This window comes from Prochlorococcus sp. MIT 1303, from assembly GCF_001631965.1.
Lineage (GTDB): Bacteria > Cyanobacteriota > Cyanobacteriia > PCC-6307 > Cyanobiaceae > Prochlorococcus > Prochlorococcus marinus_D.
This window is the reverse complement of the sequence record NZ_LVHK01000042.1, coordinates 95080-118676: the sequence shown is the minus strand read 5'-3', so window position 1 is coordinate 118676 and position 23597 is coordinate 95080. Positions and strand designations below refer to the sequence as shown.

At 49.3% G+C, this 23597-nt stretch carries 17 protein-coding genes and 1 tRNA gene; 8 read left to right on the top strand and 10 right to left on the bottom strand.

From position 1 onward, the window contains the following. Window positions 1-45: 45 nt before the first annotated feature. From PMIT1303_RS06955 to PMIT1303_RS06920, 7 genes are all read right to left on the bottom strand, one after another. Window positions 46-258: a hypothetical protein gene (locus PMIT1303_RS06955; RefSeq protein WP_231901374.1), complete on the bottom strand. Its 213-nt coding sequence runs from the start codon at window positions 256-258 to the stop codon at window positions 46-48. Window positions 259-770: 512 nt separating this feature from the next. Beyond that, window positions 771-4508 carry a leucine-rich repeat protein gene (locus PMIT1303_RS06945; protein WP_082824459.1) on the bottom strand — a complete coding sequence of 1246 codons (3738 nt, stop codon included), beginning with the start codon at window positions 4506-4508 and terminating at the stop codon, window positions 771-773. 5 nt (window positions 4509-4513) lie between these two features. After that, entirely contained in the window at window positions 4514-4780 is a 267-nt protein-coding gene (locus PMIT1303_RS06940; protein ID WP_063398087.1) for a hypothetical protein, read from the bottom strand. Between the two features lie 620 nt (window positions 4781-5400). Next, window positions 5401-5477: transfer RNA gene (locus PMIT1303_RS06935), tRNA-Met, on the bottom strand. Between the two features lie 48 nt (window positions 5478-5525). Next, window positions 5526-6503, bottom strand: coding sequence for an asparaginase (locus PMIT1303_RS06930; protein WP_063398086.1), 978 nt, complete (start codon window positions 6501-6503; stop codon window positions 5526-5528). 157 nt (window positions 6504-6660) lie between these two features. After that, window positions 6661-7029: a ribosome silencing factor gene (gene rsfS, locus PMIT1303_RS06925; RefSeq protein ID WP_063398085.1), complete on the bottom strand. Its 369-nt coding sequence runs from the start codon at window positions 7027-7029 to the stop codon at window positions 6661-6663. Next, window positions 7022-7657 (bottom strand): DUF3318 domain-containing protein, encoded by a 636-nt coding sequence (locus tag PMIT1303_RS06920; protein WP_011826028.1) that lies wholly within the window; start codon window positions 7655-7657, stop codon window positions 7022-7024. The genes rsfS and PMIT1303_RS06920 overlap by 8 nt, the downstream gene beginning before the upstream one ends. Before the next feature lie 120 nt (window positions 7658-7777). Between PMIT1303_RS06920 and carB the strand changes: the two genes are divergently transcribed. After that, window positions 7778-11086: a carbamoyl-phosphate synthase large subunit gene (gene carB, locus PMIT1303_RS06915; RefSeq protein WP_063398084.1), complete on the top strand. Its 3309-nt coding sequence runs from the start codon at window positions 7778-7780 to the stop codon at window positions 11084-11086. A gap of 35 nt (window positions 11087-11121) precedes the next feature. Continuing rightward, window positions 11122-11796: a DUF3386 domain-containing protein gene (locus PMIT1303_RS06910; RefSeq protein WP_063398083.1), complete on the top strand. Its 675-nt coding sequence runs from the start codon at window positions 11122-11124 to the stop codon at window positions 11794-11796. 563 nt (window positions 11797-12359) lie between these two features. Here PMIT1303_RS06910 and PMIT1303_RS06905 read toward each other — a convergent pair. Beyond that, on the bottom strand, window positions 12360-12596 hold the full coding sequence (locus tag PMIT1303_RS06905; RefSeq protein WP_197459787.1) for a DUF6447 family protein: 237 nt from the start codon (window positions 12594-12596) through the stop codon (window positions 12360-12362). 146 nt (window positions 12597-12742) lie between these two features. Beyond that, on the bottom strand, window positions 12743-14500 hold the full coding sequence (locus PMIT1303_RS06900; protein ID WP_063398081.1) for an ABC transporter ATP-binding protein: 1758 nt from the start codon (window positions 14498-14500) through the stop codon (window positions 12743-12745). 37 nt (window positions 14501-14537) lie between these two features. Here PMIT1303_RS06900 and PMIT1303_RS06895 point away from each other — a divergent pair, with 37 nt between their 5' ends. The 3 genes from PMIT1303_RS06895 to folP are packed head-to-tail and all read left to right on the top strand — an operon-like array spanning window position 14538 to window position 16320. Continuing rightward, window positions 14538-14735 (top strand): RNA-binding S4 domain-containing protein, encoded by a 198-nt coding sequence (locus PMIT1303_RS06895; protein ID WP_063398080.1) that lies wholly within the window; start codon window positions 14538-14540, stop codon window positions 14733-14735. 33 nt (window positions 14736-14768) lie between these two features. Next, entirely contained in the window at window positions 14769-15500 is a 732-nt protein-coding gene (tpiA, locus tag PMIT1303_RS06890) for a triose-phosphate isomerase (RefSeq protein WP_063398079.1), read from the top strand. After that, window positions 15454-16320 carry a dihydropteroate synthase gene (gene folP / locus PMIT1303_RS06885; RefSeq protein ID WP_156486931.1) on the top strand — a complete coding sequence of 289 codons (867 nt, stop codon included), beginning with the start codon at window positions 15454-15456 and terminating at the stop codon, window positions 16318-16320. The genes tpiA and folP overlap by 47 nt, the downstream gene beginning before the upstream one ends. A 23-nt stretch (window positions 16321-16343) precedes the next feature. Here the strand turns inward: folP and PMIT1303_RS06880 are convergent, their stop codons facing one another. Then, entirely contained in the window at window positions 16344-20387 is a 4044-nt protein-coding gene (locus PMIT1303_RS06880) for a magnesium chelatase subunit H (RefSeq protein WP_063398077.1), read from the bottom strand. Between the two features lie 115 nt (window positions 20388-20502). Between PMIT1303_RS06880 and dapB the strand changes: the two genes are divergently transcribed. The 3 genes from dapB to PMIT1303_RS06865 all read left to right on the top strand — a co-directional run bounded on the left by dapB (window position 20503) and on the right by PMIT1303_RS06865 (window position 23597). Beyond that, complete coding sequence (gene dapB, locus PMIT1303_RS06875) at window positions 20503-21354, top strand: 4-hydroxy-tetrahydrodipicolinate reductase (protein WP_063398076.1); 852 nt, start codon at window positions 20503-20505, stop codon at window positions 21352-21354. Between the two features lie 17 nt (window positions 21355-21371). Next, a complete protein-coding gene (locus tag PMIT1303_RS06870) occupies window positions 21372-22028 on the top strand; it encodes a hypothetical protein (RefSeq protein WP_063398075.1) in 657 nt (218 codons plus the stop codon). 378 nt (window positions 22029-22406) lie between these two features. Then, the gene (locus tag PMIT1303_RS06865) at window positions 22407-23597 is read left to right on the top strand and encodes an FAD-dependent monooxygenase (RefSeq protein ID WP_082824458.1); all 1191 of its coding nucleotides are present in this window, start codon (window positions 22407-22409) and stop codon (window positions 23595-23597) included.

Genomic DNA, 23597 nt, shown 5'->3' with positions numbered 1-23597 from the left:
GTCAGGTGCTGATTCGCGGATCTCGATGCTGGGAGCTGCGTGGTGTCAGCGGATGGGTCTGGGCTTCAGTGCCTCAACCACGGGCCGCCTAGTGGCAGCCTGGATTCTTTCCATCTCGTGCATGCCTTCCAGCTGGCGATGGATGCAACGCAATTGATGCCTTAGGGACTCAGCGTCTTCTAGGTGAGCAACACCAACCATTGCCGCTTCGATGTGGCTCTTGGATTCGATCAGATGCAGGCAAGTCGCCGATCCCATCTCAACGCTCATAACTCTCCTTTGGATGACCCTATTCAGCCAAACTTTTTTGGCCTATGTTGTGACAACGATCACGAAATGATGTTGCTCGTGGCAAATGTCTGGAGTCCCTCATAAAGGTTGTCGTAAGTGAACCTTTTTATGGCCCTGTCAGGAGTTTGATTTGGTGGCGGGGGGGGAGATTTGAACTCCCGACCTTCGGGTTATGAGCCCGAAGAACTATGCTCAGATCCATTGGTATCACAGGCCTCATGTATAGAGGTGGGGGTATTAAGTGGGGGTGCGTATGGCTCCGTCCCCCTCTAGGCAGCTTTAGAGAATTGCTTTTTCCATAGGTATAAAGAGATCACTACTAAGAGCAGGCAAATTTCTACAGATCTGATTTGCAATCACCAAGTTGCAGACAATTATTTACGGACAGCGACAGCTAGTTGCAGAGCAATAGAGCTCTTTAGCTCTTGAGATCTCCTGATTTCCTCAGTTGTTTTGTTATTGAGCCCTTTCGTGTTGCTTTAAAGGGTCAGCGGATCTTGGAATTCTGTGCCCTGCATATCCTCATCGTTAGCAATGGTATCGCCATCAGCACCGATTACCCCTGAAGTACCAGGAGCTTCAAGGGAGCTGACGTAGTCGCTGGAGGCCTCGGTGGCATTTTGATCTTTAAAGGAGTCGTTATTCCAGGCTGCATCACCTGTTGTGCCTTGCTCATCGAGATCGCTCCAAGAGAACTCTTCTGAAGAACCGTGGAAGTCTTGATCACCGTTGTGGAGAGTTTGGCCCCAATCTTGATCAAGCTTAGCTAGATCAGCCAGATCGATCTTGCCGCTGAAGTCAGCATCCACATCACGGGCATAACTGGCTTCCGAAGCAACTTGAACAACGTTGCCGTTTTCGTCTTGAACAGCGTTGCCACTTTCGTCAGTTTTATCGACCAGTTGTTGCCTTGCAGCCCCTGCATTGAGGTAGGCGAGGTCTTTCATTGAGACCCGGCCGTCGTAGTTGAGGTCACCTTGGAAGGTGATCAGGTTGCTGGAGCCCTTGTTATTGACAAAGACATCAGAGTCATCGGCTTGCAGGCTGAGGATGCCATCGGAGAGATCCAGCACATTTCCTGCAGCACCCGTGATTTCGATATCAGCAACAAGCTCAAATGATTCACGATCCGATTGATCAAATTGGCCTTTGACATACCTACCGCTTTTAACGTTGCTGATGTCATCAACAAAGTGATAGTCGCTTAGTTGAGCATTGTCGTTGTCGTAGGCCGTCACTTGAATGTTGTTGGCATCAGTGTTGCCAACATTGAGCCATTCGGTTGTTGCGGTGATCGTGTCACCAGAGCGAATGAGGTTGGTGTAGGCCGTATCAGAACCAATGACCCTCTGACTACCAAGAATCAAACCATCATCGACCTCATAGATGTTGATCCCAGCTGAATAGAGCTTGACTTCAGTGCCATCAACATGAATGTCTCCACCGAGATCCCTAAGGCTCTTGATATCACGGTTGAGCAATCCACTGCCATCATCTTCTGTATAGGAGCGAGAGAAGACGGTTTCATCGTTATTGGCCTCGATTTCAAAGATCAGTGGGCTAACAGCAAGGCTGCCATCTTCTTGTAGGTCTACGGTTTTGAGTGCGCCCTCATCAAAATCAAGAATTAAAGAAGCAAGTATGCGCTCCGAGGAGATGCCATCGCCTTGCGATAGATCCGAGAGGCTAGAAGCGGCGATGCGAACAGCACCTGTTTCGTTATCGATGTGGACAGCATTGGCCAGAGGAAGATCGGTGCCAATTTGAATATCCGAGGCATTGATGGCTTGGAAGATCAGTGGATTGAATTTGAGAGTGACATCAGCACTTTCAAGGTTGTATTGATCGGTAAGAGATTGAGCAGTGATTTCGAGTTTGTAGCGATCAGTGCCATCAACGCCTTGGCCTAAGACAGCTAATTGATCAAGAGCCTCGTTGGAATCAGCACTAAAGAGCTTGTAGTTAAAGGCAACAGCACCTGAACCATCGACTGGTGTTGTTGAGGTGTAGTTGATTTGAACAGAAGGCTCAAAAGCACTTTCATGAATCTCAATGCCTTCTGGAACAGAAACACTCGTCAGGCCAGTTCCCTGAAATGCCTGATCACCAATTTCTGTAACGCTATTTGGTATCTCAACACTCGTTAGCTCAGTGTCAAGAAATGCACCAGAGCCAATCGATCCATACCCTTCTGGAATAATTACATCATTTCCTTGTTCTTCAATGAGACCTTCAGCATCTGATTTAGTTAGTTCTGAATTTTTCAGCTTGATTGAAACAATCCGATCAAAAGCTGCATCATGTATTTCAGCTCCTTCTGGAACAAAAACATGCTTTAGACTAGTGCCAGTAAATGCCCACTGAGCAATTTCTGTGACGCTATCTGGAATTAGAATACTCGTTAGTGACATACAGTTCGCAAATGCACCATGACCAATGGATTTGACGCCATCACCGATATCAACACTTGCTAGAAGGTTGTTATAACCAAATGCCCGATCACCCATCGATATGACACTATCTGGAATTACAACACTCTTCAGCTGAGTACGCCAAAATGCATTTCTGCCAATTGAAGTAACGCTATCTGGCATCTCAACACTTGTTAGTTGAGTACTGCTAAATGCTTCATTGCCAATTGATGTGACGTTATCTGGAATGACAACACTCGTTAAACTGGTGCCCTTAAATGCATTGTCTTCAATCGAATCATACTCTTCTGGAATGATTACATCATTCCCTTGATCTTCAATGAGGGCTAATGCATCTGTATGGCTTAGGGAAGTGGATTGTTCTTGGTTTATGTTTAACCTTTGTAACCTCACTTCGCCGTCGTACCTGTATGCGAAGGCAAATGAGTCATCGGTTAAAGGGGCAAAAGCATAACTACCAACACCTTCTGTGCCATCAAGATCTATTCTGCTTATATCTAGAAGCTCGCCGTCACTTGAGAGGGCGTGGATTGTTGGTTTGTAAATGTAATTTTGAAACTCTTGATCACGGAATTCGGTATCTGGGAGACCAGTATTTGTTGCCGCAAAAACTCCTGAAGAGTTGACGGCCAGTCCCATCCATTCACCACTTGTATATCCAATATTGGTTGACCATTGAGTGCTGCCGTCAGCATCTAACTTTACGACCTGATTGTCTCCTCCGAGAAAATATATATTGTCCTGATCATCAACGGCAACTTGAGGATTAAAGGATCTAGAACCAACTTCCAACTCAACCCCCCCGTTCCATCCCACGGGATGCATGCTCGTCAATTGTGATGTGCCAGGATTTTGAGTATCGCTGGCGATATATATATTGTTTGAAGAATCTGTCGAGAGTGATGTGGCAAAGCTTGCGCCATAAGAATCCAACTGATTCATCCTCTTTGACCATAGAACTTCGCCTTTGGGATTCAGTTTATAAAAAAATTGATCTCCAAGTCCTTGGCGTCCTACGGCAATAATATTTCCATCTTTGTCAATTGTACTTACTTCAAACATTGGCCCGTTATCTTTTTCAACTTCTGTGCTCCATTCGTACAATCCTTCGTTGTTTACTTTCGCAATGACAGCAATGTCTGAGTCCCAGCGATAGCCAGTGTGAATAACTCCACCATCAGATGTTATTGAAATATCACCATCGGCTTTGAAGTCATCAATGTGCTCGCTGAGTAATTCGGATTCAAAAAGCAGTTCACCATCAGGAGAATATTTGAAGGATTTTATGTAATTATCATTAGCATGATTCCCGTTAGTGCCTATGGCTATTGAGTTTTGATTGTCGACAGAAATTCCACTTAGAACTGTAATTCGATTGTCAGGTAATCCGATGGCATTTTTCCATTCACTATAGTAAGATATCTGCGACAATTCTTTGTCGGTGACTACGAAGACGAAATCCGAACCTGGAATTTGTTTTGTGTGCTCGGCATCCGAATAAAACCTTGCAATAAATTTTTCAATTCCCTCTGTTTCGCCATCGTTGGCGAATTTTAAGTCTAGCTTCGCATTATTTCCTTCAAATTCAATAAATCCCGTGGAGTTACTGCCTGGGGAAAGCTCTTTCTCGGATATCTTGAGACGATTTGTATCCCCATCGTACATATAGACTGAATAGTAGATGTAATCGGGGTCTCCGCTTTCCAGCTCGAAAGATGCTTCTAAATTATCTCCTTCTAAAAGTTGAGCACTATTAATTATAGGTTTTGATAGTTTTAATTCCATCTGCTTTAAAGGGTCAGTTGATCTTGGAAGACATCGCCTTGAATGTCGTTGTCGTTGGGATCTTCGTTGCCATCAGCACCGATCACGCCTGTTGATGTTGGTGATTCCAGTGAGTCGACGTAGTCGCTGGAGCCGACGCTTCCTGTTGTTAGGCCACTAGCCTCATCCCACTCACTTGTCCCCAATAGCCTGCTCCCAGCCTTGCTTACATCGCCAGCAGTTTGTTGTCCGTATAGGTTCAGGTTGTTTTGAATGGGATTGGAGGCAACCATGAAGACCTCTTCAACCAGGGGAAGGAGTATGGGCTTGGATCAGTCGTAGGAAAGGCATTTTAAGTATTCTACATTCAGGTTTTTGTTTGTTCCAATCTCTTGACATCTTGAAAGCTTTTGGAGGAAAGGGTTTTTAGTAAATCCACTCAGTCTTGTTTTCAGATTCAGGAGTGGCTTTTGTCTTTTGGGTGGAAGCTCTTAAAAGCACTGCTCGTAGATAAAGTAAATGCATGTCTTTGAGCTTTTCTTTTGTAAGTGTGGGTAGACAATATGGCATTAGATAATATTTTGCCTAGGCAAATACTCTGGCTATTCTTGTACTTAAAGATCTGAGGAATCCTTCCCTTAGTTCGAGCGGTCTTCCCATGCGCAGTTGTGCATCCTTAGCCCGTAAATCGCCTACAAGACGGTCCCAGGTGTTTTCGCTTGATCTGACCCTGCCTTTTTCCATGACGCCCTTCCCGTTCATTTTTAGTCTTCCGTACACTCCCCACTGGTGGGGGTATTACCGCTAAAAGTGGGTGCAAATACGAGCAAGTAGAACAGGTTGGGCCTTCCTGTCAGTTTTAGAACTTCCTAGTCGCAGACATTAAAAAACCCCTCAGAGAGGGGCTTTGAAGTGGTGGCGGGGGGGAGATTTGAACTCCCGACCTTCGGGTTATGAGCCCGACGAGCTACCAGACTGCTCTACCCCGCGGTGACCCTCAAAGCATACCTTTTGAGGCTTGTCCAACCTGGTCTTTGTTTAGGTTTCCTGGTATCGAAGAGCGCCGGCCACTTCCAGCTGCACACCTGGAGCAATGAGCAACACCTGTTCCTCTAATTCTTGGAGTCCGGTTGGGGTGAGCCAATCAAGTTGGCGAAGTAGGTGGAGCGCTACAGCATGTTTTGCTCGTTTGGATCCGTCTTCTACTTTGATCGCCACACCCATCCCTTCACCAACGCGACTTAGACATTGGACACCTTCTGCTCCACCCTTGCTCACGATTTGTCCGTGAGCTCGTCGCATGAGCTCAGTGTCAAATCGGCCTTCCCCTGCTACGAGTTCAGGATGGGCCAACATTGCCCTAATCACTTGTTCCATTTCTGCCTGACGTGATGCCCCGAGGTGGGCATAGAGCAGAGCTATTTGGTCTAGCCGTAGGCGAAGGGTTGGTGCTCCACAGTCATCCCTGGCAGCTACGAGCTCGTCGGCCGGTAGCCCAAGCAGTTCGGCTATGCGTCGATTCACCTCGACTTGCAGAGGATGGTTGCCTTGCAGGTATGAATCAAGGGGCCAACCCATTTTCTTGCTCGTCGCAAGAAAGCCAGCATGTTTCCCGGAGCAGTTGTGCTCTAGCGGGCTCGTGCCTCCTGTTGGAATCGGGCATTGCAGCAGGCTTGGGTCTAGCTCGGCATTCCAAAGCAACCTGAAGGCTTCGCGGGCATGGGCGGCTGTCCCTGAATGGGACCCACAGCAGATTGCTAATCCTTTTTCCCCACAGTTCATTTGCTCTGCTGCACCACTACTCAAAAATGGCAGTGCTTGAAAGGGCTTTAGAGCTGAACGGATGAAGGTTTCAAAGTCTGCACAGCCCGCTCGCATTAGGACGCGCCCTCGCCCATCGCAAACCACAGCATGCACACGATGGATCGACTCCACGCTGGAGCCACGCTTAAGGCTTACTTCAAGAGGCGTTGTGCTCGAACGCTGGGAGCTTCCGAACCAGGTTGGAAGATTCATGCTCAAGCAGACTTTTGGGCTTCAGAGAGCCTGGCAGAGACTCGCCCCCTTTGATGATGAAGCTTGTGATGAAGTCCATGGTTCGTGCCAAATAACCAAGCAATGGAACTTCGAGTTGGTGTTAATTGCTACTCATTCAAAGTGGTGTTTTTAAGTCTCAGGATGCTTGAGAGAGATTCGCGCTCATGAAGCCGTGATGCTTTCCATGACTCCAGAAGGCTTCCAGGTCGTAAAAGCCTCGTTCGCTTGGCTGTAGAACATGCACGATTAATTCGCCGTAATCCAGCAGAGCCCATTTCCCTTCATTAAGACCTTCGCTTCGCAATGGCAGTCGATCGGCTTCTTCCTCAAGGCGGTCTTGAACAGATTTGGCAATCGCTCGTACTTGGACTTCAGACAGTCCTCCGGCAATCACCATCCAGTCCGCCAGACTGGAAACCTCATCGATACGGATCAGTTGAATGTCTGTCGCTTTGCGATCGTCGCAGGCTTCAGCGGCCATTGCTGCCAGCTGTTCACTATCCATAGACGTTCTCACTGCTTACGGATTGGCGAGATCCTTCCTGTTCAGCCATCTCTGCTCGCGCTTTGCCAGCACTTTTCCTAAGGGCTTCCAATCGATCTTCATAGAAGCTGCGCTTCTTCTTTTTGCGGGTTTGTTCCACAAGCTCCTTTAGCGCTCCTCCGAGGCTCTTGTAGGCATTTGGCACGCTGTAATTAAAACGACAGGCCAGATCGATGGCCCGTTCATCGGCAGCGATCGCATCCTGAAGCCGCTTTTCAGAGTTGTTCTTTAAGTAGAGGCGATATCCAGCGAAGCCCGAAAGACCTAGGGCCATTAGTAGCAACAATCCGTCTTGAACCCAGAGTTCACCAATTGCACCGCCGAGGCCGATGGCTAGAGCAGCCATTTCCCAGCCATCGCGTGGAATGGTGTCGTTCTGGACTCGACCGACTTCATGCCAGAAGAGCAAGTTGCGATGGTCGAGCGCGAGATTGTCCCATTGTTCGAGATCGATTTGGATCTCGACCTCATCGCGTCCGATTTCCTCGAGGGTAATGAGCGGTGGATCTACCGCTGCTGCCGCCTCCACGAACACCCAGCTCTGCATCTCTGGCGGCAGCTGCCCCTTAAGGCGCTGGAGTTCGCTCATGGTGTTGATCTCTCTCCGTACTCATAAAGCTAGCGACTACATGGCGCCAGGGTGTTTTTCCTGAGTTATCTCTGACGTTGCGTGGGAAGCTAGTCGCGTTTGGCCAATACCTGAAATTCCATGCCCCGTAGGTCTGATCTGCGTCGCATCCTGCTGCTGGGGTCAGGTCCGATCGTGATTGGCCAGGCCTGTGAATTTGATTATTCCGGCACTCAAGCATGCAAGGCCTTGCGGGATGAGGGTTTTGAGGTGGTGTTGGTGAATTCCAATCCGGCCTCAATCATGACGGACCCGGAGATGGCAGATCGCACCTATATCGAGCCGCTCACACCCGAGGTAGTGGCTCGTGTCATTGAGTTAGAGCGCCCTGATGCGTTGCTGCCAACCATGGGCGGCCAGACGGCTCTTAATTTGGCGGTGGCATTGGCTGAAAATCACACACTCGAACGTTTTGGCGTTGAGTTGATCGGTGCAGATCTCGCTGCAATCCGAAAGGCCGAAGATCGCCAGCTGTTTAAGCAGGCGATGGAGCGTATAGGAGTCAACGTTTGTCCTTCAGGGATTGCTTCCAGCCTCAAGGAGGCAGAAGAGGTTGGTGAAGTGATTAATAGTTTTCCACGCATCATCCGACCAGCCTTCACTCTTGGCGGCAGTGGTGGTGGCATTGCTTACAACCCAGAAGAATTTGCAGCGATCTGCAAAAGCGGTCTTGATGCCAGCCCGGTTTCTCAGATCTTGATCGAAAAGTCGTTGTTGGGTTGGAAGGAGTTTGAGTTAGAGGTGATGCGTGATTTGGCGGATAACGTTGTGATCGTCTGTAGCATTGAAAATCTCGATGCGATGGGTGTTCATACAGGAGATTCCATCACCGTTGCTCCTGCGCAAACTCTCACCGATCGTGAGTATCAGAGGCTTAGAGATCAGTCCATTGCCATTATTCGTGAGATAGGTGTTGCTACGGGGGGTAGCAATATTCAGTTCGCGATCAATCCAGATGATGGCGAGGTGGTTGTTATTGAAATGAATCCGCGCGTTAGTCGATCATCAGCGCTGGCCAGTAAGGCCACGGGTTTTCCAATTGCCAAGATTGCTGCTCGTCTTGCTGTGGGTTATACCCTTGACGAAATTATTAACGACATCACGGGTAAGACACCAGCGTGTTTTGAACCCACAATTGATTATGTCGTCACGAAGATCCCGCGATTTGCGTTTGAGAAGTTTAAAGGCAGCCCTGCTGTTCTCTCTACTGCAATGAAGTCTGTGGGGGAGGCTATGGCGATCGGTCGCTGTTTCGAAGAGTCTTTTCAGAAAGCGATGCGTTCTCTGGAAATCGGGCGGGCTGGTTGGGGTTGTGATCGGCAGGAGCCAGAACTTACGCCTACAGAAATTGAGCGTTTGTTGCGCACGCCTTCTCCTGAACGGATCATGGCAGTTAGAACAGCGATGTTGGCCGGACGCAGTGACCAAGATATTTACGCTTTGAGCAAAATTGATATTTGGTTTTTAGCCAAATTACGCCATTTGATCAACATTGAGACAACGCATCTGCATGGACGTAAATTAGATGAATTGGATGAGGAGTCTCTACTCTGCTTGAAGCAGCTTGGCTATTCCGATCGTCAGATTGCTTGGGCGACAGGTTCTGAAGAGCTCGCTGTACGTGCTCGTCGTGAACTGTTAAATATCAAACCTGTTTTTAAGACAGTCGATACTTGCGCTGCCGAATTTTCATCTACTACTCCATATCATTATTCAACTTATGAGCGCCCCCTGTACCGTCTTGATTCTGATGACCAATTGTATAAACTTGAGCCGGAAAGCGAGGTCGTTGCAGATGAGCGATTAAAAGTGATGATTCTTGGCGGCGGTCCTAATCGCATCGGCCAAGGAATTGAGTTTGATTATTGCTGTTGCCATGCTTCATTTGCTGCGCAGGACAAGGGATTTGTCACTGTGATGGTTAACAGTAATCCCGAAACTGTCTCCACTGACTATGACACCAGTGACAGACTTTATTTCGAACCTCTTACTCTTGAGGATGTACTCAATGTGATCGAGGCTGAACGGCCTAATGGTGTCATCGTTCAGTTTGGTGGTCAGACCCCACTCAAGTTGGCGATTCCCTTGCTTCGTTGGCTAGAGAGTTCGATCGGAAAGTCAACAGGCACACGTATATGGGGTACATCACCAGAATCAATTGATCGGGCTGAAGATCGTGAACAGTTCGAGGCGATCCTGCGGCAGCTTCAAATTCGCCAGCCTCGTAATGGCCTGGCTCGCAGTGAAGAAGATGCCCGAGCCGTAGCACTTCGCATTGGTTATCCCGTTGTTGTTCGTCCCTCTTATGTGCTTGGAGGCCGAGCCATGGAGGTGGTCTTTGATGAACAAGAATTGAATCGCTATATGGCTGAAGCGGTTCAGGTCGAACCCGATCATCCAGTGCTTATCGATCAGTATCTGGAAAATGCTGTGGAAGTTGATGTTGATGCTCTCTGTGACTCTGATGGAGTTGTTTTGATTGGCGGTTTGATGGAACACATTGAGCCTGCTGGAATTCATTCTGGTGATTCCGCTTGCTGCCTTCCCTCCATCTCTCTTGGTGAGCAAGCCCTTCGCACGATTCGTCTCTGGAGTGAAGCGTTGGCCCTTGCGCTCAAAGTTCAGGGGTTGATTAATCTGCAGTTCGCTGTCCAGCGGGATGAAGCGGGTGATGAGCAAGTGTTCATCATCGAGGCCAATCCTCGTGCTTCTCGTACCGTTCCTTTTGTGGCTAAAGCCACAGGAGTACCCCTGGCCAGGATCGCAACTAGGCTCATGGCAGGAGAGACCTTGGCGGCTGTTGGACTTACGCATGAGCCTCAACCACCCCTTCAGTCTGTCAAGGAAGCCGTATTGCCATTCCGTCGTTTCCCTGGGGCCGATTCGGTGCTTGGCCCGGAGATGCGCTCCACTGGAGAAGTGATGGGTTCAGCCTCCAGTTTTGGCATGGCGTTTGCCAAGTCTGAAATTGCAGCTGGTGATCCCCTACCAATTCGTGGAACTGTCTTTCTTTCTACTCATGACCGGGATAAGCCAGCGCTACTACTTGTCGCTGAAAGGCTGATTGAACTTGGCTTTGATCTCACGGCCACTTCCGGAACTGCTCAAGCCCTTAATCAGGCTGGATTGAACGTTCAGCCAGTACTCAAGGTTCATGAGGGACGTCCCAATATCGAAGATTTGATTCGCTCTGGTCAGATTCAGTTGGTGATCAATACACCTATTGGCCGTCAGGCCGCTCATGACGACAAATATTTGCGACGAGCAGCTCTTGATTACTCCGTGCCTACCCTTACGACGATTGCTGGAGCACGAGCTGCTGTCGAGGGAATCACGGCACTCCAGCAACAGTCACTATCCGTAGCGGCCCTTCAAGACATCCATGTTTGATCTCCCATTAGGCTTGCTCAACTGAAATTCTTACCGTGATCGCTAACGCTTCTCCTATTGTTTTGGCTCCTGGTAGTGATTGTCGAGAACTATTTCAGGCGGCTTATGAGAATCGCTACACCTGGGATCCGGTCTTTTCTGGTTATCGGGGTCGGTGTCTCTGGGTCAAGGATGATCGCGTCGTGGAAGGGCAGTTTGAGTTGGGAGCAGATCTCAAGGCCCATGTTGATGGTATAGAAGATGAATTGATCGCTAAGGCTGTCTCTTCCCAGCTATGGGAAGTTGCCATACATCGAGTACGACGCAGTTTTGAAAAGACCCATGGTGAAAACACTTTTACCGCAGGTGACAACGATGATGTTGGCTTAGAAGTGATCGTTGGAGGTAAAAATCTTGGTGATCGTTATCGCATCAAAAATGATGTGGTCACGATGGTTCATCGCCATATTCACGGAACAGTGGTGACCATTTTTACAAAAAGTACGACGAATACAGGTTATGGCTACCTAAGTCATACTTATAGCAGTCAATACCACGACCCAAAAACAAATGAGCCTACCAGTGGTATGAGTCAGTTCACTGATACTTTTGTGCCCTTGGCTGATGATGGCTTGTGGGTATTGAGTGAAAGGTTAGTGAAAAAAGATGCTTTTGCTGGAACGGCTGCTGAACAGCAGTTGTTTAAGTTCGTAGAACTTGAACAACTTTGAAATAAATGATAATGGTTGTCAATTTGGTTCAGATTAATATAGGCAGTCTTTGCTTGATTGTCAGTGATGACAGCGTTGATTGTGTTGAAAAAGCCAATCAATTCTTTTAAGTCTTTCTGTTTTTAGCTGTCATCAAAATTATTTTGACTCGAATAACAGTTTCATCTCTGATCGACCAATTGTCATCCTTATCTTGCTCACAGCCAGCTTGATGATCTTAGGGGTGGGCTTTATGCCCTTGAAACGCCGATGGTATTGCTTTTCATCATGCGGGTTATTGGGCTTTAGCTTTTATGAGGCTAGAACAATAGTTCGCAGACTTTGCTGATATCAACTTTGGGCCACCATGGCCATGGACATGACACTGGCACTATTTCAGGTTTCGCTGGTGCAATCTCTCTTGCTGATCGAGGGTTTGTCTGGGCTGTTGCTCATACCCTTATGGGCTCATGGTTGTTCTTCGCCTGATTGGCTTTCTAGTGAGTGCGATTGCGAATATTCTTTGGTCTCAGCAAAAACTACCGATTTGAATGGGGGTAGACGTGAGGCTGCAAAACGTCACTTCAAGATGCGTCTGGTACAGGGGTGACGTCTTTGAGTTTTTCATTCAATTGCATTGCCAGAGTCTGACGCCCCAATGCAAGCACTTTGAGTGTGTCTTCGTGCATGCGTAGTTGGGCATCAGCAACTTGCATGCCACGGACCAGTTCCTTCAATTCATCTGGTAGTGAATTCAGGTCGTAACGCTTACCTTCAAAAGTGAGTACAGGGTCAGGCTTGTTAGCTGCAGAGTCAGTCATCGTGTTTGAGTTCTGTTCTTGAGTGTCATTGGTACTTTTGGACCTACCTAAGGGCCATTTCGGAGCCATTTTCAGGGGAAACAGAGCATTACCTTTAGCATTGAAGCAAAGGTTGGATCTTCATTCTATGGGATGCGTTCCATCTCTTAGTCTCTCTTTGAGACACTCTGCAAATCACGAATGAACTGTCGTTCGCAGAGCTCTCTATAGCGACCCGTACGGGCCATTAGTTCGTCATGGCTGCCACGATCACTGATACATCCTTTTTCTAGGACAACAATCTGATCGGCTTCCTGAACAGTTGCCAGACGATGGGCAATGACAATAACCGTACGTCCTTGCATAGCACGACGTAGTCCAAGTTGTATCGCTGCTTCTGCTTCTGCGTCTAGTGCACTAGTGGCTTCATCCAACAGCAGTACGGCTGGGTTGCCGAGCACGGCTCTGGCAATTGCGATGCGTTGAAGTTGGCCACCAGAAAGATTTGTGCCTCGTTCTTCCAATTGAGTTGAATATCCTTCCGGTAATGACACAATGAAATCGTGAGCGTTGGCAAGGCTTGCTGCTTCTTTGACCTCGTCCTGGCTCGCACTTCGACCGAAAAGAATGGCTTCCTCGACGCTGCCAGAGAAGACTGTTGTTCGTTGCGGCACCAAGGCCACTTGACGTCTCAGCTCCTGGGCTTTCACCTTGCCGAGCTCATGGCCATCTAGAAGAATCTTTCCTTGCTGGGCCGTGTTGAAGCGTAAAAGTAATGAAAACAGAGTGCTCTTGCCAGCACCAGATGGACCCACGAGTGCCACGACTTGGCCAGCCTTCACTTCTAGAGATAGATCGTGTAGCACCTGCTGCTCATTGACATAGGCAAAACTGACGTGACGAAGCACTAGATCACCTTTTAAGCGCCCTAGTGGTTCAGCCTGGTCAATGTCAGGAGGTTCCTGTGGTTCGCGTTCAATTTCTCGCAGGCGGCGTAGTGAGGCCTGTCCTTGCTGGAATTCATTGAAATTCGTGGTGAGGTGGCTAATGGGATCGATCAGCATCAGCAAGGCAGCCACATAGCTGCTGAAACTTTGCCCATCCATTCCGCCGGTTTGAATTCGAGCGGCACCAATCGCCAAGACTGTGAGGATGCCAGCGGCTTCGATGAAGCCCACGACAGGATGTTGTAGAGCGAGCAAACGCAGGGTTTGGTATCGCGCTTGACGATGAAGATCAACTTCGGCCTCAAAGCGCTTCTGAAGCCAGGGTTCTGCAGCAAAGGCTCTCACCAAAGGCAACCCTTGGATTGCTTCACCAAGTAGCCCTGCAAGATCGCTCACCTGTCGCTGGCTGCGTTCAGCAGCTCTCATGACTCTGGCACCAAACTGGCTTACCAAGATCGCCACTATCGGCGCCAGCAGCAGGGTGGCTAGTGATAGTTGCCAGTCAAGAAAAACCATATAGCCAAATACCGCCACCAATTGCAGAGCACTTGGTGTGGTGTCTTGAATGGTCTTGTAAATCACTTCTCCCACACGATCGGCATCCTCAGTGAGCCGATAGGTGAGATCTCCTGAGGACAGTTTCTCGAGGGCCCCTAGTTCGACTTGTTGCAGCTGTGCAAACAAATCACGACGCAGGTCTTGGCTCACTCGTAATGCTGGCCCGGCAAGCATGGTGTCCTGTCCGAATTGAGCCAGTTTTTGAACCAGAAAAACAGTGAGTGCTATGGCAATCACTTGCACAACCTGGGCCAGCTTGCCTGCCCCGATCGCTGGAATTAGCTGCCCAGCAAGCCATGCCAGTAGCGGCCAGCAGCCTACGTAAATCAGCATGCACACACCTCCCCAGATCAGCCTGCGCAGGTGAGGGCGTAAGAGGGGAAGCAGTCTGCGGAAGCCGGCTTCGGAGGAGGAAAACATCGAGTCACACTAGTTGCGTGAACCCTCTGCTTATTCAATGAAGTTGGATCAATTTCTTAAATGGCAGGGCTGGGTGTCCACTGGAGGCGAGGCGAAACAGCTGATCCAGTCAGGGCAGGTGTTTGTAAATGGCTCTGTTGAAACAAGGCGTGGCCGCCATTTGAGTTCAGGCAACCGGGTTCGATTGGGCACAGATGAGGCGGTCTTTGTCGGCAATGCTTCGACAGGGCCGTAAGTTAGCCCCTGCGGAACTTCAGAGGACCCGAGCGTGCGTAAACCCGTGATCGCTGGCAACTGGAAGATGCACATGACCTGTGCTCAGGCACGGGAGTACACGGCCAGGTTCCTGCCATTAATCGAAGCCACTCCCAATGACCGTCATGTAGTGATTGCCCCACCATTCACCGCCATCTCCTCAATGGCAGAGTCCGTTGGCGGCAGTCGTCTGGAATTGTCAAGCCAGAATGTGCATTGGGAGGATGATGGTGCTTATACCGCAGAGGTTTCGCCAACGATGCTTCTGGAGCATCAAGTGCGATACGCGATTGTTGGCCATAGTGAACCGCGCAAATACTTCAGTGAGAGTGATGAACAGATCAACCGTCGTGCTCGTTCAGCCCAAGCGCATGGTCTGATCCCGATTGTCTGCGTGGGTGAAAGTGATGAGCAGCGTGAACGAGGAGAGGCTGAGCGTGTGATTCGACGACAGGTGGAACAGGGACTGGAAGACACCGATCCAGACAAACTTGTGGTTGCTTATGAGCCCATCTGGGCGATTGGCACGGGCAAGACTTGCGAAGCATCGGAGGCGAATCGTATCTGTGGCCTCATTCGTCGTTGGGTCGGGGCTTCAGAACTAATCATTCAGTACGGCGGTTCGGTCAAACCAGGAAATATTGATGAGTTGATGGCGATGAGTGATATCGACGGAGTGTTGGTGGGTGGTGCTTCCCTTGACCCAGAGAGTTTTGCTCGCATTGCCAATTATCAAACCAGTTAAATCTCCTTGGCCGCAGGGATGGGGACAGCGAACGAATGTGATGGGGGTGATTAATATCACGCCCGATTCATTTAGCGATGGTGGCAATTATCTAGACCCTGCTAGTGCCCTTGCACAGGCAACTCTTCTTTTAAAGCAAGGAGCAGATGTTCTTGATCTTGGTGCTCAGAGCACGAGGCCTAAGGCCGAGGAGGTTGGTTGGCAAGAGGAGTTGAACAGAATGATGCCTGCTCTTCATGCAATACGTGCAGCTCACCCGCAGGCGTTGATCTCTGTGGATACATTCCTTGTGGAGGTGGCGCAGGCAGCTCTGCAAGCAGGTGCAGATTGGATCAATGATGTCAGCGGCGGCAGGCGTGATCCAGAGTTGCTGCGGGTTGTTGCCGAAGCAGGATGTCCCTATGTGTTGATGCATAGCCGTGGCAACAGTCAATCCATGGATCAACTCGCCACTTATAGCGATGTGATTGAAGAGGTTCGTCTTGGACTACTTCGTCGAACGGAACAGGCTTTGGCGGCTGGTATCCGATCTGAACAGTTGATTTGGGACCCAGGCTTGGGTTTTGCTAAAACCACTGAACAAAATCTGATTTTGTTGAAGCATCTAGAGAGGATTTGCTCTGAAGGCTTCCCTGTTTTAGTTGGGCCCTCAAGGAAACGCTTCATCGGAGATGTTTTGAACCAACCGGACCCAGACGCTCGTCTATGGGGTACTGCCGCCGTGGCCTGCCGTTGTCTGCAGGCGAAGGCGGCAATGGTGAGAGTGCATGATGTGGGCCCAATCCATCAGACCCTTCAAATGGCTAGCAGACTCTGGTAATTAGGGCTTGAGTTACTTTTTAATCATTCGCCAGATGATTGGTTGTCTGGAGTTGTTACTCCTTCAATTCGATCTTCTATTTCCTGGTAAAGCTCTTGCAATTGCTGGATGTTCTCATCAGATGTTTCCCAATATCCTCTGCCATTGACTTCTAAGAGGGTACCAACAATACGACGGAAACTATGCGGATTAAGTTCCATGAGACGCTTACGCATCTCTGGATCATTGATGAAGGTTTCGTTTGACTCTTCGTAGACAAAGTTATCTACCTGTCCGCTAGTTGCGCTCCATCCGAGGGTAAAGTTCAGGCGCTTGGCGACTTCGCGAACGCCTTCATAGCCTGAGTTGACCATGCCTTCATACCATTTTGGATTGAGTAACTTTGTACGGGAATCCAATCGAATCGTCTCGCTCAGAGAGCGGACCTGCGCATTTGCTGTTGTTGTATCTGCGATGTAACTCGTTGGAGCTTTGCCATCATCTCTAAGACCCTTGATTAAATTTGTGGGGTCTGAGTCGAAGTAGTGGCTGACATCAGTAAGTGAAATTTCAGCAGAATCAAGGTTTTGGAATGTGACATCTGCTGTTTTCATGACAGATTCAAACACTTCTCTGTTTTGGTTCATCTCTCCTGGGTTGTCAGCATTAAAGGCAAATGTCTTGCGTGAAAGATACATCTCTTGAAGTTCATTCTCTTCTTCCCATGTTGAGTTCTCTACTGCAAGATTTACGTTTGAGCTATAACTTCCACTTGAATTGGAAAATACACGGCAGGCTGCATCCCTAAGGCTTGTGCCTTGTGCCTTTGCTTGTTCAAGGGAGTGTTTGCGGACGAAGTTTTGATCAAGTGGTTCATCGGCCTCAGCTGCCATCTTGACGCCTTGATCGATTAATGCCATTTGGTTGATAAACAGATCTCGAAATACTCCTGAACAGTTCACGACCACATCAATCCTTGGTCGACCAAGCTCTTCAAGGGGAATGAGTTTTAACTTGTTAACACGACCTACAGAGTCTGGTACTGGATTTACACCAATAAACCAGAGAATTTGCGCAAGTGATTCACCGTAGGTTTTGATGTTATCTGTACCCCAAAGAACACAGGCAATTGTTTCTGGCCAATCGCCCTGTTCTTGGCGTTGACGTTCAATTAATTTGTCGACAACTCCTTTTGCTGCAGCAACGGCAGCTCTGGTAGGGATGGCCTGTGGATCGAGAGCATGAATGTTTTTGCCACTTGGCAGAACCCCTGGATTTCTAATTGGGTCTCCACCTGGACCAGGAAGCACATATTCTCCATCGAGGGCACGCAGGAGGCTCTGCATTTCCATGTCTGCGCATATCTTTTCAAGGCAACCGCGCAAATAAGCAAACAGTTTGTCAAGCTCAATGGAATCAATGTTGCCGAATCCAGCTTTGCTACAGGCTTGCAACCATGCATTGGGGCGTGTTACACCAAAACGCTGAAGTAGATTAAAAAACCAATCCAAATACCAGTTGGAATTATCTTTCATATTGACGCGTCCGTCTCGTCCCGTGAGAGATTGCACCATCGCTCTAACGGCGACACGAGATGCCTCAGTGATAGTGCGATTGAGCTCTACATCAGCAAGAATGCCGTCATCATTTCCTTTGTAGATATCTTCTATTTTGCGATCTATCGCTTCTGCTAACAGCCCAGGAAGCGAACGAAGACCATCGTCTTCACGTTCAAGGGCGGCGATGCTTACCAGAGTCGCTATCGCTTCTTCTGCCGTGGGTGGTTTGCCGATCGTGTGAAGTCCACATGGCAGAAGGCGACTCTCGATTTCCATCAATTGGCTATACACCGCGCCTACAACGGCATCCCGTTGGTCGAGATCTAGCTCTGCCGAGTCTTGTTCTGGTAGGTCTACGTCGCGATCAAGATTGCATTGGCGTGCGGTTTCAATGATGGTATTGACGATTTGCACACCACGACCGCCTTCACGCAGTTGCTGGTAGGACCCCACCAGTTCGCCCAGTTCCTTGAGGCCTTTATAGAGGCCTGCATTTTCTGCTGGAGGAGTGAGGTAGCTGATTGTGGAGGCATAACCACGCCTTTTTGCAATCGTTGCTTCGGAGGGATTGTTCGCTGCGTAGTAATAAAGATTTGGCAGCCCTCCGATCAATGAATCTGGATAGCAGGTTTCACTCATGCCCATCTGCTTGCCTGGCATGAATTCGAGAGAGCCGTGGGTGCCAAAATGGAGCACAGCATCAGCTTTCCAGATTTTTTCGAGATAGGTGTAGTAAGCAGCAAAGCCGTGATGAGGACTGGCGCTTCTTGAGTAGAGCAAGCGCATTGGGTCTCCTTCGTAGCCGAAGGTGGGTTGAACGCCTACAAAGACGTTGCCGAAGTGACGTCCATAGATCAGTAGGTTTTGACCATCACTATTGAGTTCTCCTGGCGGCTTGCCCCAGTTTTCTTCAAGGCGCTCTGAATAAGGTGTCAGGTGCTCGTACTCAGCCACACTCATACGGTGTGCAATGGCCAGTTCTGGTGCTCCCTCTAGTGCTTCAGGATCATTGATTACCGCCTCCATCAGTGCTTTGGAGTCTTTGGGGAGGTTTTGGATGTCGTAGCCCTGAGCCTTCATTTCCTCCAAAACACGATGGATGGAACCAAAAACATCGAGGTAGGCAGCACTGCCAACATTTCCTTTGTCAGGAGGGAAACTAAAAATAGTAATTGCTAATTTTTTCTCAGCTCTTGACTTGATTCTTAGAGATGACCAACGGATTGCTCGTTCAGCAATCGCATCAACCCGGTCTTGAAGTGTGTGGGCTTTGCCGGTGGCATCATCCCTACCAGAGAGCACGATTGGCTCGATGGCGCCGTCTAATTCTGGGATGGCGATTTGTAGTGCAACCTGAACTGGATGCAGGCCTAAGTCACTAACTTCCCATTCCTGAGTTGTTTGGAAGACAAGCGGGAGCGCAACCATATAAGGGCGGCTAAGGCGCTTGAGAGATTCGATGGCCTTGGGGTGATCCTGTCTGGCAGGGCCACCCACAAGGGCAAATCCAGTGAGGGAAACCACCCCATCGACTAGGGGTTGGTCAGGGTTAATTGGGTCGAAAAAGAAAGCATTGACAGGCTTAGAGAAGTCAAGCCCACCACAGAAAATGGGGAGGACACGTGCACCACGGAACTCGAGTTCCTGAATGACAGCGACATAGTGGGCATCGTCACCAGTGACGATGTGGCTTCGCTGCAGGACAAGACCGATCATTGGGCCTTTGCGGGCTTCTTCTGAGAGATCCGTGCGGCTGGTCGTCCAGTTGAGGTATTCCTTGAGATCTTCAAACATCGAAGGGGCCATCGGATGCCAGATGCCCAGGTCCGGGAAGATCTCTGGCTCCACGATGTCTAGTTTTGGACGATCTTCCCCTTCTGTCGCTGGAAAGACATACTTATCCGCCAGCATTAATAGGAAGTTGCGCAGGTTGTCTGGCGTACCTCCTAGCCAGTATTGAAAGCTGAGCACGAAGCTTCTTGCATCTTGTGCTTTATCAACCGGCAGATATTTAAGAACGTTGGGGAGTGTATTTAATAGTTTCAGCATTGCGTCTTGGAATCCAGCACCGCTTGATTCCTTTCGCTTTTTCATGAAGTTGGCGATAACACTATCGCTCTGTCCCAGCTGGGCCATGGTGAAGGTGCCAAGCTTGTTGAGCCGCATCACCTCCGGCATGGAAGGAAAAACAACAATGGCTTTGAGCCGCTCGCGATGGGGTGTGACAGCGTCCACCACTTTCTGAGCTAGGTCTTCAATGAAAATCAGCGAGGCGATAAAAACATCGGCTTCGGCTACATCTGCTTGGAAGTCTGCAAAGTTGCTTGGATCGCGCAGTTCTTCGATGAGGTAACCACTCAGTTCAACGCCAATGGCTCCATTTTGTGAATTGAGGCTGTTTGCGGCCTGGGAAAGCGCACTTTGGTACTGAGGTTCGAGTACCAAATACACCGCTTTCATGACAGCTTGATGGCTGTGGTTCTCAGCAGGAGCAACTCGGCGATCGGCTGAGCGAACCTGTGTGAACATTGGCGTACTGCAAAGTAATTTGATGAAGCCTAGGTTGTCTGGGGCTCAGCGTGAAGTTCGCTGCCTGGGTGTTACATCAGTCGACCCATAGGCTTTATTCAGCGATCGCCCTCCCATGTCCTCAGTCCCTCCAGAGTTGATTCCTGTTGTGGTTGCTGGCGCACTGGGTCGCATGGGGGCTGAGGTCATCAAAGCTGTTCATCTCGCTTCGGATTGTGAGTTGGTTGGTGCAGTGGACACAACGCCAGGCAAGGAAGGCGTGGAGGTTGGGGAGGAGCTTGGAATTGGTGCTCTTGATGTTGCTTTGACGTCCGACATTGAGGCTTGTCTTTGTTCTGTCAGCCAGTCTTTTCATCGGACAGGTCCTGGACAAGGTGCTGTGCTTGTTGATTTCACTCATCCTTCAGTGGTTTACGAGCACACCAGGGCGGCGTTTGCCTATGGGGTTCATCCGGTCATAGGCACTACAGGTCTGTCTCCAGATCAGTTGCTTGATCTCAGCAACTTTGCTGAAAAGGCCTCGATGGGGGGAGCTGTTATCCCAAATTTCTCTGTTGGCATGGTCTTACTGCAACAGGCAGCCGCCGCGGCTGCGAGCTTCTATCAACATGCAGAACTGACTGAGCTGCATCACAACCGTAAGGCTGATGCCCCGAGTGGCACATGTATAAAAACTGCAGAGATGATGGAGGAGCTCGGTAAAAGTTTTAATTCGCCTGAAGTTGATGAGCATGAATCGCTGACTGGTTCCCGTGGTGGCTTACGAGCTAGTGGCTTAAGACTCCATTCGCTTCGTCTGCCTGGATTGGTTGCCCATCAGGAAGTGATGTTCGGAGCTCCTGGAGAGAGCTATACACTCCGACACGACACCATTGATCGTTCGGCCTACATGCCAGGTGTGTTGCTAACCGTTCGTAAGGTGCGACAGCTTCAAGGTCTGGTTTATGGCCTTGAACGCCTCATCTGAAATTCATTTGCCTGTCGATGTTGGTCCCTTTGCGTCCAGGAGAGCTTCAGAGGCTTATCCCTGCAGTGGCCACCAGTAATCAATTCGCAGCGGCCCTTGGCAACCCTCGCAAGATTCTGCAGAGGGTCATGATCGCAGCCATTGGAGGTGTGATCACACTATTGATTAGTCAGAGTCAGCTAGCGAGTCGATGGGGCGCTGTCTGGCTTGTTGTTGGAGTGGCTCTTCTGCTTTATGTGCTTTGGGGCCCAATCGTTGAAGCGGGTCAGCGCAATGCAGGACTTCGTCGTTATCCGGCGGCGGCCATCTTCGAAGGTGAGGTGGCCAATGTGTTCACCCGTGAACGAGTGCTGGACCGTCATGAGCAAGCGAACAAGCTCGGAGAATTGGAGCTTGTTGAGAACAGACGTACTTGGATTGTTCTTGAGTTAGAGGATGAAGATGGATATTTGGGTCAATTGAGCTTTCCGATGTCCAAGAAGCATCAGTCCATCAGAGCTGGATCTCTCATTCGTTGCCTGGTGCTGAGCGATCGCAAGGATTTCAGCCGTATCGCTGCACTGACTGATGCATGGTTGCCAGGGCAGCGGTTGTGGGTCGGGGAGTATCCCTTTTTGCTAAGGCCTGCATTTGAGGAGCTGTGTCAGTTGCGTTTTGCTCGCCAGACCAGCTGAATCGCGCTAAGAGATTTTTCTTGCCACTAGCTTGAAGAGTCTTAGGGGTGCAAATGGCAGCGTTCGTTTGACTTATACGATTACTCGATTCCTCTGTGAGGTCCTCAACAAGAGGATGGTTGATCGGTTGATCAATCAATACTTTTAAGATTGAACACTTTTAGGATTTACCACTGAAATACAGGGGGGATGCCAGCCAGTTAACATCCTTCTGGATGCTTCGCCATGCTCAGGGATATTGCATTGCCGTTCACTTTTTGCAGAGATGGTTGGGAAACTGCTTTGAGGAGCTTTAGAACATGGTTGATCAATTCACAGCTATTGGCGAACCTGCAGCAAAATCACTAGTGATCTGTTTCTCATTTTCTGGTTGACCACTTGAACCGGTTCCACTCTGCAGCAAAAGGGTCTTTGCCAGTTGACATACGAGTGAAGATCCTTGGCGCTGGTCCCACTGGGTCGCTTTTGGCGCTTGCTCTTGCTCGGCTAGGTAACAGCGTCACCCTCTGTGACCCCTTAACAGTTGAAGAGTTGCCAGCACGAAGTAGAGCCTATGCCCTTACGCATTCATCAAGGCGATTGCTTCAATCACTTGATCTATGGGCCTCACTGATTCCTCATCTCGCTCCATTTACAAGATTGCGGCTAGATGATCAGGAGCTGAATCGTCATACCTATTTTGAGGTTGATGATCTTTCAAGCCAAAATCAGCTTCACGGTGCCGTCGGCTGGATTCTTGACCATCGACCATTAATGGAATTGCTGATTGATCGTCTTCAGACATCTCCAAAGGTGCTTTTAAATTTGGGGAAGTTTGATGACAATCATCTCGATGGGCACGATTTGGTTGTTGCGGCTGATGGTCCGAGATCTCTTACCCGGGAGGCATGGGGTATCAACACTTGGAACCATCCTTATCAAAATGGGTGCTTAACAGCCAAGGTGCTGCTTCGGGGTGCTGATCCCTTGATGGCATATGAGCTTTTTCGTGCTGAAGGCCCCCTAGCTGTCTTGCCAATGGGAGGTGAGGTCTTCCAGATGGTTTGGAGTGGCCCTTTGAGACGATGCCAAGAACGTGCTGGTCTTTCTCCTTCGTGCTTTCTTGATCATCTTGCGGCGGTGTTACCAGATGGCCTTCAGCCAGATGTGCTCTTGGATCGTCCTGCGGCATTTCCTCTCCAACTCGCCTTTGCCCTTCGTTTGCAGCGAGGTCGTGGCGTCCTTGTGGGTGAATCTGGGCATCGCTGTCATCCTGTCGGAGGACAAGGGTTGAATCTTTGTTGGCGTGACGTAAGCACGTTGATCAACGTTGTGAAGAATGTCGATGAGGGCAAGTTGCCTGCTGAGAAGTTGCCTCAGGTCTATGCCCGCCAGCGCATTTTTGATCTCGTGTTGGTTGGTTTATTTACTGATCTGATCGTGCGCTTTTTCTCCAGTCGAAACATCCTGTTGCTGATGGTTCGACTGCCGCTGATGTTTCTTCTGGCTCGCCTCTCTTTGTTGCGTCAGTTGCTTTTGAAGGCCATGACAGATGGACCCATCACAGTTATCAGATTGTTGCCAGAATGA

Bases quoted from the DNA above. Each gene is read 5' to 3' on its own strand.
- PMIT1303_RS06955 (WP_231901374.1), bottom strand. From the start codon at position 258: ATGGGATCGGCGACTTGCCTGCATCTGATCGAATCCAAGAGCCACATC.
- PMIT1303_RS06940 (WP_063398087.1), bottom strand. From the start codon at position 4,780: ATGGTTGCCTCCAATCCCATTCAAAACAACCTGAACCTATACGGACAA.
- PMIT1303_RS06880 (WP_063398077.1), bottom strand. From the start codon at position 20,387: ATGTTCACACAGGTTCGCTCAGCCGATCGCCGAGTTGCTCCTGCTGAG.
- PMIT1303_RS06905 (WP_197459787.1), bottom strand. From the start codon at position 12,596: ATGACTGACTCTGCAGCTAACAAGCCTGACCCTGTACTCACTTTTGAA.
- PMIT1303_RS06895 (WP_063398080.1), top strand. From the start codon at position 14,538: ATGAAGTTGGATCAATTTCTTAAATGGCAGGGCTGGGTGTCCACTGGA.
- dapB (WP_063398076.1), top strand. From the start codon at position 20,503: ATGTCCTCAGTCCCTCCAGAGTTGATTCCTGTTGTGGTTGCTGGCGCA.
- PMIT1303_RS06930 (WP_063398086.1), bottom strand. From the start codon at position 6,503: ATGAATCTTCCAACCTGGTTCGGAAGCTCCCAGCGTTCGAGCACAACG.
- PMIT1303_RS06920 (WP_011826028.1), bottom strand. From the start codon at position 7,657: ATGAGCGAACTCCAGCGCCTTAAGGGGCAGCTGCCGCCAGAGATGCAG.
- PMIT1303_RS06945 (WP_082824459.1), bottom strand. From the start codon at position 4,508: ATGGAATTAAAACTATCAAAACCTATAATTAATAGTGCTCAACTTTTA.
- PMIT1303_RS06900 (WP_063398081.1), bottom strand. From the start codon at position 14,500: ATGTTTTCCTCCTCCGAAGCCGGCTTCCGCAGACTGCTTCCCCTCTTA.
- PMIT1303_RS06870 (WP_063398075.1), top strand. From the start codon at position 21,372: ATGTTGGTCCCTTTGCGTCCAGGAGAGCTTCAGAGGCTTATCCCTGCA.
- rsfS (WP_063398085.1), bottom strand. From the start codon at position 7,029: ATGGATAGTGAACAGCTGGCAGCAATGGCCGCTGAAGCCTGCGACGAT.
- carB (WP_063398084.1), top strand. From the start codon at position 7,778: ATGCCCCGTAGGTCTGATCTGCGTCGCATCCTGCTGCTGGGGTCAGGT.